The sequence below is a fragment of the Sporosarcina sp. NPDC096371 genome, assembly GCF_044762865.1.
Lineage (GTDB): Bacteria > Bacillota > Bacilli > Bacillales_A > Planococcaceae > Sporosarcina.
In genome coordinates, this window is record NZ_JBIWFE010000003.1 from 1 (window position 1) to 17872 (window position 17872).

Below are 17872 nucleotides of genomic sequence, written 5' to 3' on the forward strand. Positions count from 1 at the left end.
GAGCGTACACCTAGCTTGTAAATTATAACTATAAATTCAAAACACTGTTTATAAATGAAGTGAAAAATTATTTTCTATTCATCAAGAAGTGATGGAAACCGTTGATACATTAATGTTTATAGAGGGAGTTTAGTTGAACAGTGTTGTTTAACTTGTGATCAACAATCGGGCCATTTAATATTCAAGTGTATAGGTCATCAGGCGTTAAGCCAAGGGGCATAAAAAAATAGTGACACCCTGATGAAAGGATGCCACTGGCTGGAGAATAAAATAGGTGCTATTGGCTGAACAGTCACAAGGATTTCAGATGCAAGGTCTACGCCTTACAACCCTATAACAAGGTTTACCACCGATTCAAACGGGTTATTGCTTATTATTTTGACCAATTACCGTTAAGGTATTTGCCCTGTAATACGCCTTCATGTGTGTAGATAGCGATAGTGCCTTGTTTATTGTAAGTATCAGCGAAAACTGACTTTAGTAATTCAGGTACAACACTATTTTTAAAAGCTATTCTTTCATTGTAGACAGCTGAAGAATTGTAATCAAAACCAGCATCAGCATAGATCGCAACGGCTGACGCATTATCTTTCTTTATATTGCTGATATTTCTGATTCCCATTGCCTTCATTGTGCTCTGACTTGTTTGTGAAAGAATAGAACTAACATCAAATGCTGGTGGTGTTGTGACAGTGCCGTTGTCTATAATCCCTGTCAATTTATAGGCTGGTGCTTCTTCAACCGCTAGACCAATACTAGCAACTTCTGTATGGATAGCTTCTGTTTTAGCAAGCAAGGAAGCGACTTCATTATTTGCCCGTGTCAGTTCTGAAGATAGGCGTTCGATTTCAGCTGTAAGTGCTTCAGTGTTACCACTACCCAGTGCAATCTGTTCTTCAAGTTCTGCAATTGTAACTTTCAAACCGTCTATGATTATATTTTTACCTGAAATAAGTGCGTTAGCTTCGGCAATCTCTGCTTCTGCATCGGTCTTTAGATTGTTGAATGCATCTTTCCAAGAAGTAAGGGACATATCAAGGTTCATAATCTTGTCCTTGAAGTCTTTTGCATAGTCTCCCACCTTGTTCAGTGAATCCGTACCAGTAAATGCTAGTGTTCCAATTGTAAGACCACCAACAACAATTCCTGTTGCTACGATTGATTTAGTTCCCATTGCCATGATTAATTTCCCCTATTCTGTATGTGTGATTGTCTGTGTTGTGTGTCGTTGAGGTGCTTCTGAATCAGTGGGAAGTTTCAACCATGCCCCAACTAGAATTACCGTGAAAATAATTTAATAGTATGTATTTCACCAGCTATCATTTAAATGTTCGGTAACAACCCGATATATGTAATAGTTATAAGTAGGAATAATGAAAATTGATGTTGCAACTGCCCTATATGCTATGAATAGGGGGAATATACTACTCTGGTTTTAACCAACATCAACCATTAAGCAAGTTTGCTTGTATCTAAGAGCAGGAATAAATTTAACACGCGTAGTCATTTGTAGTCAATTAATAAGTTGTGGTATTGATGCTGAAAAGGGTGTGTGGACTTGTCAAAGAAGAATAGTCACGTGGTATCCGTGCGGTTCGATGATGCTACAAAGAAAAAGCTGAATACAATACAAGAAATGATACAAGAAAAATTGCTGATAAAAGTAAGTCATGCGGACATATTCAATTCAGCTGTATCATTGCAATACATAGCCATGCAGGAAATGGAAACGGACATAATGAAGGATGCACTTTTGCAAGGATTGAACAAAAAGGAATCCTAAAAGTAGGTAAAAACATAAGCATAAAAAAGAAGCCCAGCCAGTTCAGTATATGAACCAGTTGGGCTATTTGAATATTAATTTTCAATTGTTGAATTCAGTTGGTGTCGGAACATAAAGAGCCATCCCAAAAGTCATTGTCGAGACTTTTGGGATAGCCCTCAATAAGCTTCATCCGGTGGGAGAGGCTGTAAGTCGACAGTTCGCATAAAGCCCACTAACCTGACTAACTTATTTTTTGGTGACGCTTGAAACCCTTGATGTATAATGGTTTCAGGCGTTTTCTATTTTCTGCGTTAGGCATGGAAAGTAAGACTAACGGACGCGGAGAAATTAGTACGTCTAATCGAGGAAGTAGAGAAGACATCGGATTCCATGTTGTTTGAAGCGGGTGAAAGAATTATTTCAGCGGAACAATTTCGTAAACGGATTGAATCTTTTGGTCAAGATGCATCAACCATTTTAGTAGCGGAAAAGCATGAGAAGTTAGTGGGCTATCTAATGGTAGTAGCTGGAAACGCAAATAGGGCAAAGCGCTCAGCTTATCTTGTCATAGGGATCTCTGCCGAACAATGAGGGCAAGGGATAGGGAGCCAATTATTTCTGCAACTCGATCATTGGGCGGAAGAACATCAACTTCACCGTCTGGAGCTAACTGTGATGGAAAGTAATACAGCCGGGGTTGCGTTATATCAGAAAAATGGTTTTGGAATTGAAGGGCTGAAAAAAAGATTTGCTATACGTAAATGGACAATACGTGAACGAATATTATATGGCTAAGCTAATTGGATAATTTTAAATACATCAGTATGTATTTTGGTAATGGGATTATTAGTATTGTTTTTGGAAGATAAGAAGAAGGAGATATCGAAGTGAAGCGAATTGCAATTGATATGGATGAGGTAATCACGCATTTCAGCGCAAGCTGTTTAGCATTATTCAATAAAGAATACAACAAAAATTATACAGCTGAAGATTTACAAGGCAAATTGTTGGTCGAGTTAGATGCCAGATTTGCGGATAAGGTAGATCATTATTTGGCGAATGAATCATTTTTTCTCCAATTACAGGTCATCAAAGACAGTCAAGAAGTGATACAAAAGTTAAGCGCTCACTATGATATTTATATCGTTACGGCTGCAATGGAGTTTCCAGCATCACTAGCCCCAAAATATCAGTGGTTGAAACAGCATTTCAGCTTTTTAAATGAAAAGAATTTCGTTTTTTGCGGGGATAAAAGCATTATTCATGCAGACTACTTAATCGACGATACGCCTAGTAATTTGGATACATTTATGGGACAAGGCATACTTTTCACAGCGCCACATAATCGCAATGTAACGGGTTATACGCGTCTTAACAATTGGGAAGAGGTCGCAGCTTATTTTCTATCATAAAACAGAAAACCACCCTGCGCTTGAATGCGAATAGGGTGGTTTTCTTTATCATTTATTCTCCTGTTGAAGGAGAGAATTGGCGTTGTCCAAGTTCTTTTTCGTAGATGAACAAGGCGTTTTGGTCTTCACCAATGCGTTTAAGGTACTCGATATGTGTATCAAAAGATGCTTCTTCTTCGACTTGCTCGTCCAAGAACCATCTCAAAAATGAAATCGTAGCATGTTCTTTTTCTTCCCAGGCAAGATCAGTGAGTTCGTAGAAATTTTTTGTTACTCCTTTTTCTTGCAGTAAGCCTGATTCAAATGTATCCAAAATCGAGTCGAAATCAACTTTCGGTTCAGATGTCGCAGAGAATTTTGCGCGAATCCCACGGTCGTTCAAATAGTTGTAAATCTTCATAGCGTGAAAGCGTTCTTCTTCCGCCTGTTGAAGATAATAATTTGCAAAGCCACTGTAATTGTTATGTTCACAATATGCAGCCATTGCCATATAGGAATGGGCGGCATCAAATTCATTGTTCAGTTGTCGGTTGAGAGCGTCGGCTAATCGTTGACTTATCATAGGGTTTACTCCTCCGTTTCTTGGTGTACATCTTATTTTAAACGAATTACTTGATACAGTCACTAAATGTGATCAAATCTTGGTCAATCTGTATGTTAAAAATTGAGAGAACGATTTTGATGAAAATGCTAAATAATTATGATTGACGCTGTATAGTTCCTAATGATGGATTCATACTAAGTAGAGGTTTCATGAAGGGAGCTAAAAACGTGGATCCAGAACAAATGATACAAGGGCAACAATTACAACAATTGCAATTACAACTTCGACAATTAGAACTACAAATTCAACTTCATCAACAACAGTTACAGGAATCTTGGCATCAACAGGGGTCTGCGCAGGCTGGCATGCAGCAAGCAGAACAATCAAAAGCGCAAGAGCCGCAACAGCAGCAACCGGCTCAGCCACAACATCAAGAGCCGCAACAGCAGCAACCGGCTCAGCCACAACATCAAGAGCCGCAACAGCAGCAACCGGCTAAGCCACAACATCAAGAGCTGCAACAGCAGCAACCGGCTAAGCCACAACATCAAGAGCCGCAACAGCAGCAACCGGCTAAGCCACAACATCAAGAGCCGCAACAGCAGCAACCGGCTCAGTCACAACATCAACCGCCGCAACAGCAGCAACCGGCTCAGTCACAACATCAACCGCCGCAACAGCAACAACCGGCTCAGCCACAACATCAAGAGCCGCAACAGCAGCAACCAGCTCAGCCACAACATCAACCGCCGCAACAACAGCAACAACCGGCTCAGCCACAACATCAAGAGCCGCAACAGCAGCAACCGGCTCAGCCACAACATCAACCGCAACAACAACAACAGCAACAACAACAAACTAGTAATGATCAACAACTACCTACTTACTTCACACCCCCGTATATGGTATATACGCAGGACATTGTTTATTTACAGGAACTGCTGAGTGCAAATTTACTTGCCGTGAAACAATATCGCCAGGCCGGAAAGGACTGCCAACTACCGGATTTAAAACTTCAATTTAAAGAAGCAGCTCAAACGCATCTACAACACTATGATAAACTATTGAATTTCTTAAGTGAAAATGGGGGGAATACTAAATGACTTTTTTTAAGAAAATTGAAAATCCACAGACAACACCACCCGAAAACTCGAAGTATAGTGATAATGAACTGTTGCGAGCTGCCCTCGCAACTGAAAGGAATCTATCGAATAGCTATACAACGGCTATGCTTGCTGCTAGTAACGAAAAATCATACCAGCTCATATTAGAAATGCTAAAAGAGACGTCCCAGCTACATAGGAAATTAGTTGATTTGCAATTCCGTCATGGATGGCATTCTCTTACGCCAGCTCCTACAGAAGAAGTGAAAGCACTTGAACAAGAATTCAATGACGCAAAACAACAACTTAAATAGTGTTTGTATTATGAATAAACAGACCTTTGTTGATGCAGTGATGGATGTTAAATCGAATTTTTCCATAGTTAAGCGTCAAATAATGCCCACCTAAACAACAGGTTGCTATTATTTGACGCTTGAATTGAAAGCTATACCAAGTGGAATTACTGGCTTTTTTATTGCACCCATTCCCCAATCGATTGTCCCATTTTTACTTCAGTATCCAAGCCTACTGTTGGTGTGAAGTTTGGATGGTTTTCGATGAAAAGAATAACGGTAGAACCAAAGCTGAAATAACCAAAGTCATCTCCTTTAACGCAGTCTTTCGAAGAGCTGTATAGCTGAATACTATTGACATTCAGCGCACCGACTTTGACAACGGCTACGTTGCCAAAAGGCGTTGACATTTCAGAAATCAAACGATGATTTGTGGAGAAGGGGCTTTGACCAAGGCGTAAACCTAAATTATTCACAGGATACGATACGCCGCCTAGTGCATAGCGTGAAACGATTTCTCCATCAATGGGATAATGGAAATGATGATAATGACTGGGAGACAGATAAAAAATATAATAAAAGCCTTCCTTATAGGGAGCTGCTTTTTTTGCAATTCCCATGATTTCATCTAGTTGATATCGATAATTTTTAATAAGGAAAGTTTGGTTGTCCCCTATTTTACCAACGCCACTGAGAACACCATCGACAGGAGAAATAATCGTATTGGATGAGGTGTCAATGTGCCGACTACCTTCTTTTAATTGGCGTGTAAACAGGGCTTGCAAACTTTCATAATGACTGATGGGGTGCTCCATTTCTTGTTCATTGATGCGATAGGCATTGGAGAAAGGTTGGATAAGTGGACGACTTAATCGTGAAGTTGTTACTGATTTTAATAAGGCTGAAGCGACTGGATTGCCCGTCAGCTCGACAAAATACTTGAAAAGTGTTTTTTTCATTTCTTATCCCTGCCTTATACTTTTGTAATACGAATATTGCTGACCATGAATACGGATAGCATGATTATAAGTACAATAAAGAAAAGTGGTTCCACATAAGGAATGAGGAAAAAGCTGAGCGTCAACACAACACCCGCCGCCGTAATTGGAAGGCCACAAAAAGCACCATCAAATTCAGTCGTATTGAAGCGGGCAAGTCGAACTGCACCGGCCAATATATACATAACTGTCACCACGATGCCAACCCACGATGTTGTTTCTAAAGCTGTTTGGTAGATTAACAATGCGGGAGCTACACCGAATGACACAAGATCACATAATGAATCGAGTTCTTTCCCAAATAGTGATTCTGCATCGTAGCGTCTTGCTACCATTCCATCAAAACGATCAAATAATGCCGCAAGGAAAATAAATGCTAAACTCATATGGCTTAAGCCTTTTAAAATGAGAATAATTGCAAGTACTCCAAAACTGAGATTGACTAATGTTATGGCATTCGCTAACTGTGCTTTAATTTTCGTATAATCAAAGTGTCTCGATAGAAACATATATTCCCTCCCATAAACAATACTTTTTTATCTTTTTCATAATGAAGCGTGAATATAATAATACCACGACTGGGCTAGAAAAGATTGTTCTGCAAGTGAATTCCAGCGAGATTTGATTACTTTATGTTTATTTAATGACGCGCTTAAACTTGAACCTTTATTTTTGTATGAAAATGTGGGAACGGAGCCATAGTAATGGAGAACAAAAAAATGTAAAGGGAGGTTTTAATATGGGAAACAAACGGGATAATGCGGCCAATCAAAACTCAGCTTCTTCACGCCAAAAGTCAGGCAAAATGAAAGAAGAAATTTCTTTGGAGTTGGCCGAGCTCGGTAATATGAATCCGAAATATGAACCGATGACGCAAAATGATCGACAAAAAAGCGAATCGGAACGAACATACAAATAGATCTATTCGGTATGAGCTGCAGTCTTCGGACAGCAGCTTATTTTTGTTCGCGGTGTTTAGCCTCAGCTCCGAGAGGTATTGCGCTTATCTAATGGTGTGCCCGCATGGAGAATCGCTAGGTGGTGAAAGTCCACTACAGGCTTGAAGGTAGGAGCTGTTAGCAGAAGTCAGAGGTGTCCACCGTGGAATCGGAATTATTTTAGTGGTAGGCATATTCCTTTTGTATATGGAGTTATTTAGACATAAAAGAACAAGTGAACGCTGAATGACTGAAATCCTTTTCACGCCTAGCAAAAAACATCAATCATTTGCTCGTAGTTATCGTCATTTTAGTGATTTAAAGTCTGCCCCTGAGGTCTTTCGAAGACGACTCCAGCTCTCTATGGTTATTTCAAAACTCGCTAGAAAGCAGAGCGCGTATATAATCATTTGAGCATGACTTCGGTAGTTATCAGGCAGGTTATAGTAACCAATAAGTGGTTGCGAGAGTGTTCGAAAATAGGTTTCTGCTCACAAATGGTTGATTCAATTCTGAAAGTTAAGGATGACTTCTTGGCATGATGTGTATAAACTATGAAAGTGAATTAGTAGAAAAAAGGGATGGCCTTTGCAGTTTTTTAGAATGAGAAGGACCGTCTCAATGGAAATGGAGGAAAACGATGATGTACAACAACGAACCTATTTTTTTACAACCTGTGTTACAAGAGAGGATTTGGGGAGGGCAAAAGCTACGCACGGAGTATGATTATGAAATTCCGTCTGACAAAACAGGGGAGGCATGGGTGATTTCTGCTCATCCGCATGGACCGAGTAAGATTATGAATGGAGCACTTGCGGGTCAAACATTGGCAGATGCTTGGTATGAGCATAAAGAGATTTTTAATAAAGCTGAAGATGAGCAAGGCGAGTATCCATTACTTGTTAAAATTCTGGATGCTGCAGATGATTTGTCCGTTCAAGTCCATCCAGATGACGAATTTGCTCGTACTGTTGAAAATGTCCCATATGGTAAAACGGAATGCTGGTACGTGTTGAGTGCGGAAGAAGGAGCGGAGTTGGTATTAGGGCATAATGCCAAGACGCAAGAAGAATTTGATCAAATGATTGACCGAGGAGAATGGGACAAATTGTTACGGGGTGTGAAGGTGAAAGCGGGCGATTTTGTTTATGTGCCAAGCGGTACAATACACGCTATTGGAAAAGGCATTGTCATTCTTGAAACACAGCAAAGCTCCGATATCACGTATCGTCTATATGACTATGATCGGACAGATGTAGCGGGTAATAAACGAGAATTGCATCTGGAAAGGTCCACACAAGTGACAACCATTCCTCATCAGGATGCACCAGTAGAACAAATGGAAAAGGTCAATGGCGACTTGATCGAGAAAAAGTTGGTGGAGGAACAGTATTTTTCTGTGTATCATTGGCAATTGAATGGCCAGGCAACGTGTGAAATGACCGCGGATTTCTTGCAAGTGAGTGTTGTGGAAGGGCGGGCAGCTCTTATGATTGATGGAAAATCCTTTGATTTGAAGAAGGGTACTCATTTAATCCTGCCACATAGTGTTACGACATATAGCTTAGAAGGCAATGCGGAATTTATTGTATCTCATGAATAACAAACAGGATGGACCCCGGGAAACCGGGGTTTTTGCATGGGAAGGGATTCTTTTTTGTTGATAAGGGAAAGAACATAAGAGGCATACTTCCATTAACTCAAATCAATGGACTAATTTTATATCGAGTGTAATAACTTTGCCACTTGTCACCATTCTATTGCAAGAAGAGTAAGATTTTTTTATTGTAAGCGATGAGGTAGTTTTTTTTATTTGGAAATGACAGCGTTTTCTCGCTGAAAATATAAACGGTTGGAGGAGGTAGTATTATGAAGAAAACAGCTCATATTATCTCGCATTCGCATTGGGATCGGGAATGGTATTTACCTTTTGAGCAACACCGCTATTACTTTATTAAGCTAATGAATGATTTGATTGAGCAATTTAAGGAGGAAGGAAACGCGTTCGAATCCTTTCACCTAGATGGACAGACTATTCTGTTGGAAGATTATTTTGCCGTACATCCGGAAAACCGTGACATTGTGAAGCAATTAATTGCGGAGAAAAAAATACATATTGGCCCATGGTACGTATTACAAGATGCATTTCTAACGAGTTCAGAGGCAAATGTCCGTAACTTGGTCATTGGTTTGCATGATACTAAAACCTATGGACCGGCTTCTAAACTTGGTTATTTCCCTGATACGTTCGGTATTTACGGGCAGGCACCACAGTTATTAAAACAAGCAGGAATTGATACCGCTGCTTTTGGGCGCGGAGTGAAACCGACTGGCTTTAATAATACAGTCTCAGATACGCCAGACTTTGAATCGCCGTATTCTGAAATGGTTTGGAAAGCACCAGATGGCTCTAGCGTGTTGGGCGTTTTATTTGCCAATTGGTATTCAAACGGCAATGAAATTCCGGTTGATGAGGATAAAGCACAAGAATTTTGGGATCAAAAGCTCCAAGACGTTGAGAAATATGCTTCTACAAACCAGTTATTATTTATGAATGGATGCGATCATCAGCCGCTGCAAAAAGACATTCCACAGGCAATTGAGACGGCGAAGAAGCTTTACCCAGACTATGACTTTAAACATTCTAGCTTTAGTGAATATACCGAAGCATTAAAAGAATCTCTACCAGACAATCTACAGGTTATTGAAGGAGAACTGCGCAATCAGCGGACAGACGGATGGTCAACACTTGTCAATACTGCGTCGAGCCGGATTTATCTGAAACAAATGAATCACCAATGTCAACTATTGCTAGAAAAAGTAGCCGAACCATTGGCAACTATGAACCATCTTACTGGTAACAAGTATCCAAGAGAATATGTCCGGTTTATGTGGAAAACATTAATGGAAAATCACCCGCATGATAGTATTTGTGGCTGTAGCGTTGACGAGGTCCATCGTGCAATGGTTACTCGTTTTGAAAGCGTTTTACAAATGGGAGAAGTGTTCGTGAAAGAGCATGCCCGCATGCTGGTGAGTGCTATTGATACATCACAATTACCTGCGGATGGAATTCCACTAGTTGTGATGAATACAACAGGTTGGAATAAGAACGACGTTGTTACGAAAGTTGTGGATCTTGAAAAAATTTATTTCTCTGAGATGCATTTCGAAAAAATTCCAACTCATTTGCAAAATAAAGAAACGCCAAGCTACAAGCTCGTTGATGACCAAGGTAATGATGTGACATTCGAATTTGCTTCGGAGCCAACTGTGGAGTTCGACTATGACTTGCCGGAAGATAAATTCCGTCAACCATTTTTCGCGAAGCGTGTAAAACTGTCGTTTTTCGCTGAAGATGTTCCATCATTTGGTTATAAAACATTTTATCTTGTACCAGGCGAACAACAGCTTGTGCAACAAGAAGAGCATCCGACAAATGAAATGGAAAACGAGCATGTCCACCTACTGTTCCACGCTGACGGTACCTATGATTTAACGCATAAAGGGTCAGGTAAAACGTTCCGTCAACTTGGTATTTACGAAGATACAGGTGATGTTGGGAACGAATATATGTTCAAAGAAGCAGCGGGACATGCTGCCATTACGACAAAAGATACGCAGGCAGAAATTACGGTCATCGAAAAAAATGCGTTGAGCACTGTATTACAAATCACGCATACATTGGAGATTCCAGTTTCTGCAGACAATCAATTAGCAGTAGAACGTCATGCGCTCATTTGGCATAAGGAAAGAACAGCGGGTCGTTCAAGTGAGATGACAACGATTACACTTCAAACAATTGTTACTCTTGAAAAAGGGATGAAAGGACCTACTTTCAAGTTAACAATGGATAATCAGGCAACGGATCACCGTTTGCGCGTTCTCTTCCCAACGGGACTGGAGACTGAAACGCATCAGGCGGACAGCATTTTTGAAATTGTCACTCGCCCGAATATGCCTGAAAAGGAATGGGAGAATCCTAGCTTCTGTCACCACCAGCAACGTTTTTCTAGCTTGTCAGATGACCAACTCGGCTTAACTGTTGCGACAGATGGACTTCAAGAATATGAAATCTTGCCGGAGGATGGCACGATTGCTGTAACTGTGCTTCGTTCAACAGCAGAATTAGGTGACTGGGGCTACTTCCCAACACCGGAAGCGCAATGTTTGGGACTCCAGACAGCAGAATGGCAAGTGCTGCCACATGAAAAAGATGTGATTGATTCGCAAGCCTTTATCGACGCTTATCAATACAAAGTACCGATGACTGTTGTACAGACGGATGCCCATCAAGGGGAACTACCGACAACTTGGCAGTTTGTTGCGACGGAGGCAGATGGACTTGTATGGACATCGATGAAAGTAGCGGAAGAAAATGATGGTGTGATGCTACGCTGGTTTAATCCGTCTGAAAAACAAGTAAGCCTAAAAGCGACGGTTCATGCGAATGCCCACTCATATAAAAGTACAATTTTAGAAGACAAAACAACACACTCGGATAATGTGTATCCAGTTGAGAAATATGAAATTATTACATTAGGTTTTGAAAAAGGAGAATCACTATGACAACTGTAATTCCTGAATCCATGCAAAAATTGATCCAACACGTCAAGGAGTTTTTCCCCGAAGACCAGAAGTTACAACAAATGTTTGAACAATGTTTTGTTAACACGTATACAACGACAATGAAGAAAAAAGAAGATGGAAAAACATTCGTCATCACTGGTGATATCCCCGCAATGTGGCTACGGGATTCAGCTGCTCAAGTTCGTCCTTATTTGTTGGCTGCTGAAGAAGATAGCGAAATAGCAGATTTGCTTGAAGGGGTCATTCGCCAGCAATTTGAATTTATCCTTCATGATCCATATGCCAATGCCTTCAATGAAACGGCAAATGGCAAAGGGCATCAGGCAGATTTGACGGATATGACATCGCATACGTGGGAACGAAAGTACGAAATTGATTCGCTTTGTTATCCACTTCAGCTTGCTTACCTGTTTTGGAAGTCAACTGGTCGTACTGCTCATATTAATGAGGAGCTTCCGCAAGTATTGGAAACGATACTTAAAGTATGGCGCGATGAACAGAATCATGAAGCGAACTCACCTTACAAATTTGAGCGCGCTGATGTGCGCCAGTCTGATACATTAACGCGAGATGGCAAAGGCGGGCGTGTCGTTCCAACTGGTATGACATGGAGTGCGTTCCGTCCAAGTGATGATGCCTGCACATACGGCTATCTTGTACCGGCGAATATGTTTGCTGTCGTTGTTTTAGGTTATGCGGCGGAAATGTGTGACGAAGTGCTACAGCAACCAGCCTTGAAAGAAGAGTGCTTAAAGCTTCAGGCAGAAATTCAGCAAGGTATTGAGCAATATGCCAAGCTGGAGCATCCGATTCACGGCGAGATGTATGCCTATGAAACGGACGGAGAAGGACGCTTTAATCTAATGGATGATGCGAACGTACCAAGCTTATTGGCAGCTCCTTACTTGGGCTATGCTGGATTTGAAGATAAGAGCTATCTCAACACGCGCCAGTTTTTATTGAGCAGGGACAATCCGTATTATTACGAAGGAAAATTTGCGAATGGCATTGGTAGTCCGCATACGCCGGATCACTACATTTGGCATATTGCCCTTGCGATTCAAGGGATGACGACTACTGATGAAGAAGAAAAACAACAAATTTTGACGTATTTCACAACGACTGATGGCGGTACGAATTTCATGCATGAAGGATTCGATGCTGATTGTCCGGAAGAATTTACACGGGATTGGTTCGCTTGGGCTAACACGATGTTCAGTGAATTTGTTTTAAGTTTAACTGGTAAAGCTGTCAAGGGAAGTCCGCTTCATAAGCAACTTCAGAAAAATAACTAACAACATTTCTATACGGGACAATTCGGAAGGGTGAAGATGATGAAAAAAGGTTCATGGATGACTGTGTTGGAATGGATTTGGAGGGTCGTCGCGATAAATTTCTGCTGGATTGGCTTTACGATTCTAGGATTAGGGATCTTTGGATTTTTTCCAGCATCTGTCGCCCTTTTTACAATTGTCCGGAAATGGTTGAAAAAAGATACCGATGCTCCCCTTTGGAAGACATTTAGTCGAGTTTATTTTAAAGAATGGAAACGAACAAATGGAATCGCTCTTGTGTATTATGCTCTCGGGATTTTCTTTTTTATTGATATCCGGATTGTCATGGAGCTTATGACAGGAATGTTCTCCATCTTCCTACTCGTGTTTTTATATGTAGTTTCTATTTTACTAGTATTATCAGTTGGCTATTTCTTTGCGCTTTATGCTCATTATGAATTATCTACTAAGGATTATATTAAACAATCTTTTTTCTATGCGGCAACAAGTATTTCATCCACGATTTGGATAGGTGCCGGGTTATTTATGGTAGGATTTCTAATTTTTAAGCTACCAGGACTGTTGTTATTTATTTCTGGAGTTGCACCAGCGTACTGGGTGATGGTGGTATGTATGAATAGATTCCAAAAGCTTGAAAAAATGGTCAGTCAGCAATAAAAAATGATTTCGTGGGGTGAAGATATGTTTCTTACTGAAAGAAAATTTGAGGCACGTATTAATGAATTAGAAGGGTATCGCTATCGTGGCTGTGTGACGATTGAGCAGTTTAATAGCCAAGAGGATGACGGTGAAATCGGAGCCCATCCACCAGTAGCTTATGATGGACAATCCACAATGAAGATTGGCGACCATTGGAAGGGTCGTGACCGTTATATTTGGCTCAATGCTGATGTCGATGGCCATCTAGTGAACAATGGTCAGCAAATTGTTGGTCTTTTCTCTTTTGGTAAAACGGGAGGCGGCAATAACTCAGGATTTGAATCGTTATTATTTGTCAATGGGAAGCCGTACCAAGGTGTAGACTCCAATCATGAGGAAGTCCTGTTTGATCAAGAAACGGGTAACGGGCCAATGCGCTTAGATTTCAGACTGTGGTCTGGATATGAGGGTGGCGGCGTTCCTGTTGAAAACGAATTTAAACTTCAACAGGCACAAATCGGCTGGCTTGATACAAAAGTTGATAATCTATACTACACGCTTCTAGCGGCATACGAAGCTCTAAAAGAAACAAACGAAGCAGATCCTGCTTATATGCAATTAAAAGGGCTACTTCAAAATGCTTTACAGTGCATTGATTGGACAGAGCCAGGCAGTGCAGAATTTTATGAATCCTGCTACGAAGCGGAGGAAGTTCTTACAGAGGCGCTACAAGCGATTGATAAAACTTCTGAGATTACGATACATACAGTTGGACATACCCATATTGACGTTGCTTGGCTATGGCGATTAAAAAATACGAGAGAAAAATCAGCACGCTCGTTTTCGACGGTGCTCCATTTAATGAAGCAGTTCCCTGACTATTTATTTTTACAAACACAGCCACAACTTTATGATTATATAAAGGATGACTATCCGGAGATATATGAACAAATAAAGGAACGAGTTGCTGCTGCTCAGTGGGAAGCGGGCGGTGCAATGTGGTTGGAAGCAGACTGTAATATCCCGAGTGGGGAGTCGTTAGTACGTCAAATCCTACATGGGAAAAAATATTTCCAAGAAGAATTTGGCGTAGATTGCGAGTATTTATGGCTCCCAGATGTGTTCGGTTATAGTTGGGCACTGCCACAAATTTTGACCAAGTCTGGCATCAAAACAATGATGACGACAAAAATCAGTTGGAACCAATATAACAGAATGCCACATGATACCTTTTATTGGAAAGGGATTGACGGCTCTGAAATTTTAACGCACTTTATCACGACGCCTGAACCATGGAATGGTCCAGACTCTTGGTTCTATACGTATAATGGCTACATTACGGCTAAAACGGTGAAAGGTATTTGGGAAGGCTATCGCGACAAGGATTTGTCGAAGGACCTGCTTCTTTCCTACGGATACGGCGATGGCGGCGGCGGTGTCAATCGTCATATGCTTGAAATGAGAAGGCGTTTTGATCAGCTACCGGGGATGCCAAATGTTAAGACTTCAACAGCAGGAGAGTTTTTCGATAAATTGCATCAAAATGTAGCTGATTCGGATGGCTATATTCATAAATGGGATGGCGAATTGTACTTGGAATACCACCGTGGAACGTATACAAGCCAAGCACATGTGAAAAGAATGAATCGTAAATTGGAACTATTGTATCGTAGAACTGAATTTTTCACCTCTTGGCTATCTGAACATGGTGCATGGCTCGGAGTAGATGAGCTAAAAGAAGGTTGGAAAATTATTTTAAGAAATCAATTCCATGATATTATTCCTGGATCGTCGATTAAAGAAGTCTATGATGATGCTAGAGAAGAATATGAGGAGGCACTCCAACTCGTTACTGGACTTGAAGCACGAATTATTGACAATGGGATTGAACAAGTAGGTCATTCAGTAGTGGCCATTAATTCGACGCATCTGACAAGCGGAAGAAATGTCTTCATTTCTCAGTTTGCTGATGTTGATGCTGGTATTTGGAAGGATGACAGTGGCAAGGTGTTACACCACCAAAAACGTTCGGATGGGTGGTTGGTTGAAGTGGATTCTCTACCATCATTTGGCGCAAAACAATTGTCTTTCGAACCTCTTGAAATTGTTGAAGAATCGGCAACGGATTTCCGTTATGAGAACCGACAATTGGAAACGCCTTATTATTCCATTGAGTGGAATGAGTTTGGTCAAATGACAAAACTATTTGATAAAGAAGCACAGCGCCATGTATTAGCTGATGGGGAGAAGGGCAATGTTCTGCAAATTTTTGAAGATAAGCCGCTTGCTCACGATGCTTGGGATATTGATATTTTCTATCAGGAAAAGATGGAGGAAATCCGTAATATTGGTACGTTTGAAGTAGAGGAAGACGGTGAGCTTGTTTTCAGCTTACTTGTTACTTGGAACTATCATCATTCCGACATTTCACAGCGAATTGTTTTCTATAAAAATGATCGCCGCATTGATTTTGAAACGAATGTTGACTGGCATGAAAAGAGAAAATTATTGAAAGTTGCTTTCCCTGTTGATATTCGTGCAACAGAGGCGACTTATGATGTGCAATATGGGAACGTGAAGCGCCCAACACATTGGAATACGAGCTGGGATATGGCGAAATTCGAAACGGTTGGCCACCAATGGGCTGATCTATCGGAGCCTGATTACGGGGTTAGTTTGTTGAATGATTCTAAGTACGGTTACGATATTAAAGAGAATGTGATGCGATTAACGCTACTGAAATCTGCTATACATCCAGACCCAGAGGCCGACCAAGGCGCGCATTCTTTTGTTTACTCATTGTATCCACATGCTGGCGATTGGCGTCAGGCAAAAACTGTGGAAAAAGCTTGGGATTTGAACGATCCCATTTTGGCTGTAGAAGGTAAGTGGACAATGGAAGATTCGTTTGTTGAGATGGATGCTGATCATGTATGGATTGATGCGATTAAGCCCGCCTACGACGGTAATGGCCTGATTATTCGCCTCCATGAATATGAAGGACGAAGAGGCGATGTGGCGTTAACGATTCCAAAAGGGTTTACGTCTTGGGTTGAGACGGACCTAATGGAAGAGCCGATTGGCACGGCGGCTGATTCATCAATTGAGTTTGCGATCAAACCGTATGAAATCAAAACAATTCGAATCGTATAAGAAGTGAAGAGTGCCGGCTGGAATATTCCGGTCGGCCTTTTCTATTTTTTTTCAGGAACACCAATTAAAAAACTATACAAATTATTGATGAAATCTAAGGTTTTTTCAGTTAATTCTAAATTAGTCAACTACCATTAGCTTACTTAGAACTATAAACTAGAGTTATGGAAGTGCTTACATTGGGTGGGAGGAGGAAAATGATGAAAAAGATATTGAAAGATATTTATAGAAATAAAGTGTGGTTAATCATGGTTTTGCCCGGAACAATTTGGCTTTTATTGTTTGCCTATTTGCCAATGTTCGGTCAGGTGTTAGCCTTTAAAGATTTTCGAATTCACCCGGATGGTTTCTTTGCGAGCGTTATCACTAGTGAATGGGTTGGATGGGACAACTTTAAATACTTATTTAGTACGAATGACGCCTTAATCATTACAAGAAATACAATTTTGTACAATCTGGTGTTTATTGTACTAGGTCTTGTGGCAGCGGTTGGAACGGCCATCATACTTAGTGAGTTGGTGAACAAAAGACTTTCTAAAGTGTATCAGACGGGGATGCTATTTCCCCATTTTATATCTTGGGTTATCGGTAGTTATTTTGTCTTCACCTTCCTTAGCGCAGACAGTGGATTGTTAAATAGTGTTCTAGGCTGGTTTAATATTGACCCTGTTTCATGGTACAACGAGCCAAAGTATTGGCCGTACATTTTAGTATTCATGAGCTTATGGAAAGGGGTCGGCTATGGTAGTATTGTCTATCTTGCATCCATCGTTGGTATTGACAGAGCGTATTACGAGGCTGCAATGATTGACGGAGCTTCAAAATGGAAGCAAATTAAGCACATTACGCTACCAATGTTGAAACCATTGATGATTATTTTGACGATTATGAACGTCGGACGCATTTTTAACTCGGATTTCGGTTTGTTTTATCAAGTACCACGCGATTCAGGCACACTATACGCAGTGACAAACGTTATTGATACATTTGTCTTCCGGGGCTTGATGACACTTGGAGATATTGGGATGAGTACAGCAGCCGGTCTTTATCAATCTGTCGTTGGTTTGGCCCTCGTTCTAATTACCAACTATATTGTTCGAAAAGTAGATGAAGAAAGTGCATTGTTCTAACCTGACACAGCG

General features: G+C 40.8%; 17 protein-coding genes. 13 read left to right on the top strand and 4 right to left on the bottom strand.

Translation table 11 applies throughout. From position 1 onward, the window contains the following. Positions 1 to 373 precede the first annotated feature (373 nt). Positions 374 to 1180, bottom strand: coding sequence for a hypothetical protein (locus ACIQ0H_RS08830; RefSeq protein ID WP_403413475.1), 807 nt, complete (start codon positions 1178 to 1180; stop codon positions 374 to 376). Positions 1181 to 1558: 378 nt separating this feature from the next. Between ACIQ0H_RS08830 and ACIQ0H_RS08835 the strand changes: the two genes are divergently transcribed. The 4 genes from ACIQ0H_RS08835 (at position 1559) to ACIQ0H_RS08850 (ending at position 3177) form a co-directional block, all read left to right on the top strand. Then, positions 1559 to 1783, top strand: coding sequence for a hypothetical protein (locus tag ACIQ0H_RS08835; RefSeq protein WP_403413477.1), 225 nt, complete (start codon positions 1559 to 1561; stop codon positions 1781 to 1783). Between the two features lie 372 nt (positions 1784 to 2155). Then, positions 2156 to 2356, top strand: a complete 201-nt coding sequence (locus tag ACIQ0H_RS08840) for a hypothetical protein (protein ID WP_403413478.1) — start codon at positions 2156 to 2158, stop codon at positions 2354 to 2356. A 27-nt stretch (positions 2357 to 2383) separates the two neighbouring features. Further along, complete coding sequence (locus tag ACIQ0H_RS08845; RefSeq protein WP_403414455.1) at positions 2384 to 2560, top strand: GNAT family N-acetyltransferase; 177 nt, start codon at positions 2384 to 2386, stop codon at positions 2558 to 2560. A gap of 92 nt (positions 2561 to 2652) precedes the next feature. Continuing rightward, positions 2653 to 3177 carry a 5' nucleotidase, NT5C type gene (locus ACIQ0H_RS08850; RefSeq protein ID WP_403413480.1) on the top strand — a complete coding sequence of 175 codons (525 nt, stop codon included), beginning with the start codon at positions 2653 to 2655 and terminating at the stop codon, positions 3175 to 3177. A gap of 52 nt (positions 3178 to 3229) precedes the next feature. Here ACIQ0H_RS08850 and ACIQ0H_RS08855 read toward each other — a convergent pair whose 3' ends face one another. Beyond that, positions 3230 to 3739 (bottom strand): ferritin, encoded by a 510-nt coding sequence (locus ACIQ0H_RS08855; protein ID WP_403413482.1) that lies wholly within the window; start codon positions 3737 to 3739, stop codon positions 3230 to 3232. A gap of 209 nt (positions 3740 to 3948) precedes the next feature. Between ACIQ0H_RS08855 and ACIQ0H_RS08860 the strand changes: the two genes are divergently transcribed. Then, the gene (locus tag ACIQ0H_RS08860) at positions 3949 to 4824 is read left to right on the top strand and encodes a ferritin family protein (protein ID WP_403413484.1); all 876 of its coding nucleotides are present in this window, start codon (positions 3949 to 3951) and stop codon (positions 4822 to 4824) included. Further along, a complete protein-coding gene (locus tag ACIQ0H_RS08865; protein ID WP_403413486.1) occupies positions 4821 to 5138 on the top strand; it encodes a spore coat protein in 318 nt (105 codons plus the stop codon). Before ACIQ0H_RS08860 ends, ACIQ0H_RS08865 begins: the two co-directional genes overlap by 4 nt. 158 nt (positions 5139 to 5296) lie before the next feature. Here the strand turns inward: ACIQ0H_RS08865 and ACIQ0H_RS08870 are convergent, their stop codons facing one another. Both ACIQ0H_RS08870 and pssA read right to left on the bottom strand, forming a co-directional pair. Further along, positions 5297 to 6076, bottom strand: a complete 780-nt coding sequence (locus ACIQ0H_RS08870) for a phosphatidylserine decarboxylase (protein ID WP_403413488.1) — start codon at positions 6074 to 6076, stop codon at positions 5297 to 5299. Between the two features lie 14 nt (positions 6077 to 6090). Further along, positions 6091 to 6624 (bottom strand): CDP-diacylglycerol--serine O-phosphatidyltransferase, encoded by a 534-nt coding sequence (pssA, locus tag ACIQ0H_RS08875; RefSeq protein WP_403413490.1) that lies wholly within the window; start codon positions 6622 to 6624, stop codon positions 6091 to 6093. 230 nt (positions 6625 to 6854) lie between these two features. Here pssA and ACIQ0H_RS08880 point away from each other — a divergent pair, with 230 nt between their 5' ends. The 7 genes from ACIQ0H_RS08880 (at position 6855) to ACIQ0H_RS08910 (ending at position 17860) form a co-directional block, all read left to right on the top strand. After that, a complete protein-coding gene (locus ACIQ0H_RS08880) occupies positions 6855 to 7034 on the top strand; it encodes a hypothetical protein (RefSeq protein ID WP_403413492.1) in 180 nt (59 codons plus the stop codon). 662 nt (positions 7035 to 7696) lie between these two features. Continuing rightward, entirely contained in the window at positions 7697 to 8656 is a 960-nt protein-coding gene (manA, locus tag ACIQ0H_RS08885; protein ID WP_403413493.1) for a mannose-6-phosphate isomerase, class I, read from the top strand. Between the two features lie 266 nt (positions 8657 to 8922). Continuing rightward, positions 8923 to 11622, top strand: a complete 2700-nt coding sequence (locus ACIQ0H_RS08890; protein WP_403413495.1) for an alpha-mannosidase — start codon at positions 8923 to 8925, stop codon at positions 11620 to 11622. Then, a complete protein-coding gene (locus ACIQ0H_RS08895) occupies positions 11619 to 12938 on the top strand; it encodes a glycoside hydrolase family 125 protein (protein ID WP_403413497.1) in 1320 nt (439 codons plus the stop codon). The genes ACIQ0H_RS08890 and ACIQ0H_RS08895 overlap by 4 nt, the downstream gene beginning before the upstream one ends. A gap of 39 nt (positions 12939 to 12977) precedes the next feature. Further along, positions 12978 to 13595, top strand: a complete 618-nt coding sequence (locus tag ACIQ0H_RS08900; protein WP_403413499.1) for a YesL family protein — start codon at positions 12978 to 12980, stop codon at positions 13593 to 13595. Between the two features lie 24 nt (positions 13596 to 13619). After that, a complete protein-coding gene (locus tag ACIQ0H_RS08905) occupies positions 13620 to 16730 on the top strand; it encodes an alpha-mannosidase (protein WP_403413501.1) in 3111 nt (1036 codons plus the stop codon). A 200-nt stretch (positions 16731 to 16930) separates the two neighbouring features. Next, the gene (locus ACIQ0H_RS08910; RefSeq protein WP_403413503.1) at positions 16931 to 17860 is read left to right on the top strand and encodes an ABC transporter permease; all 930 of its coding nucleotides are present in this window, start codon (positions 16931 to 16933) and stop codon (positions 17858 to 17860) included. Positions 17861 to 17872: the final 12 nt, after the last annotated feature.

Excerpts from the sequence above, each read along its gene's own strand:
- ACIQ0H_RS08870 (WP_403413488.1), bottom strand. The coding sequence starts at position 6,076 with ATGAAAAAAACACTTTTCAAGTATTTTGTCGAGCTGACGGGCAATCCA.
- ACIQ0H_RS08840 (WP_403413478.1), top strand. The coding sequence starts at position 2,156 with ATGTTGTTTGAAGCGGGTGAAAGAATTATTTCAGCGGAACAATTTCGT.
- manA (WP_403413493.1), top strand. The coding sequence starts at position 7,697 with ATGTACAACAACGAACCTATTTTTTTACAACCTGTGTTACAAGAGAGG.
- pssA (WP_403413490.1), bottom strand. The coding sequence starts at position 6,624 with ATGTTTCTATCGAGACACTTTGATTATACGAAAATTAAAGCACAGTTA.
- ACIQ0H_RS08900 (WP_403413499.1), top strand. The coding sequence starts at position 12,978 with ATGAAAAAAGGTTCATGGATGACTGTGTTGGAATGGATTTGGAGGGTC.
- ACIQ0H_RS08890 (WP_403413495.1), top strand. The coding sequence starts at position 8,923 with ATGAAGAAAACAGCTCATATTATCTCGCATTCGCATTGGGATCGGGAA.
- ACIQ0H_RS08880 (WP_403413492.1), top strand. The coding sequence starts at position 6,855 with ATGGGAAACAAACGGGATAATGCGGCCAATCAAAACTCAGCTTCTTCA.
- ACIQ0H_RS08855 (WP_403413482.1), bottom strand. The coding sequence starts at position 3,739 with ATGATAAGTCAACGATTAGCCGACGCTCTCAACCGACAACTGAACAAT.
- ACIQ0H_RS08895 (WP_403413497.1), top strand. The coding sequence starts at position 11,619 with ATGACAACTGTAATTCCTGAATCCATGCAAAAATTGATCCAACACGTC.
- ACIQ0H_RS08910 (WP_403413503.1), top strand. The coding sequence starts at position 16,931 with ATGAAAAAGATATTGAAAGATATTTATAGAAATAAAGTGTGGTTAATC.
- ACIQ0H_RS08905 (WP_403413501.1), top strand. The coding sequence starts at position 13,620 with ATGTTTCTTACTGAAAGAAAATTTGAGGCACGTATTAATGAATTAGAA.
- ACIQ0H_RS08830 (WP_403413475.1), bottom strand. The coding sequence starts at position 1,180 with ATGGCAATGGGAACTAAATCAATCGTAGCAACAGGAATTGTTGTTGGT.
- ACIQ0H_RS08865 (WP_403413486.1), top strand. The coding sequence starts at position 4,821 with ATGACTTTTTTTAAGAAAATTGAAAATCCACAGACAACACCACCCGAA.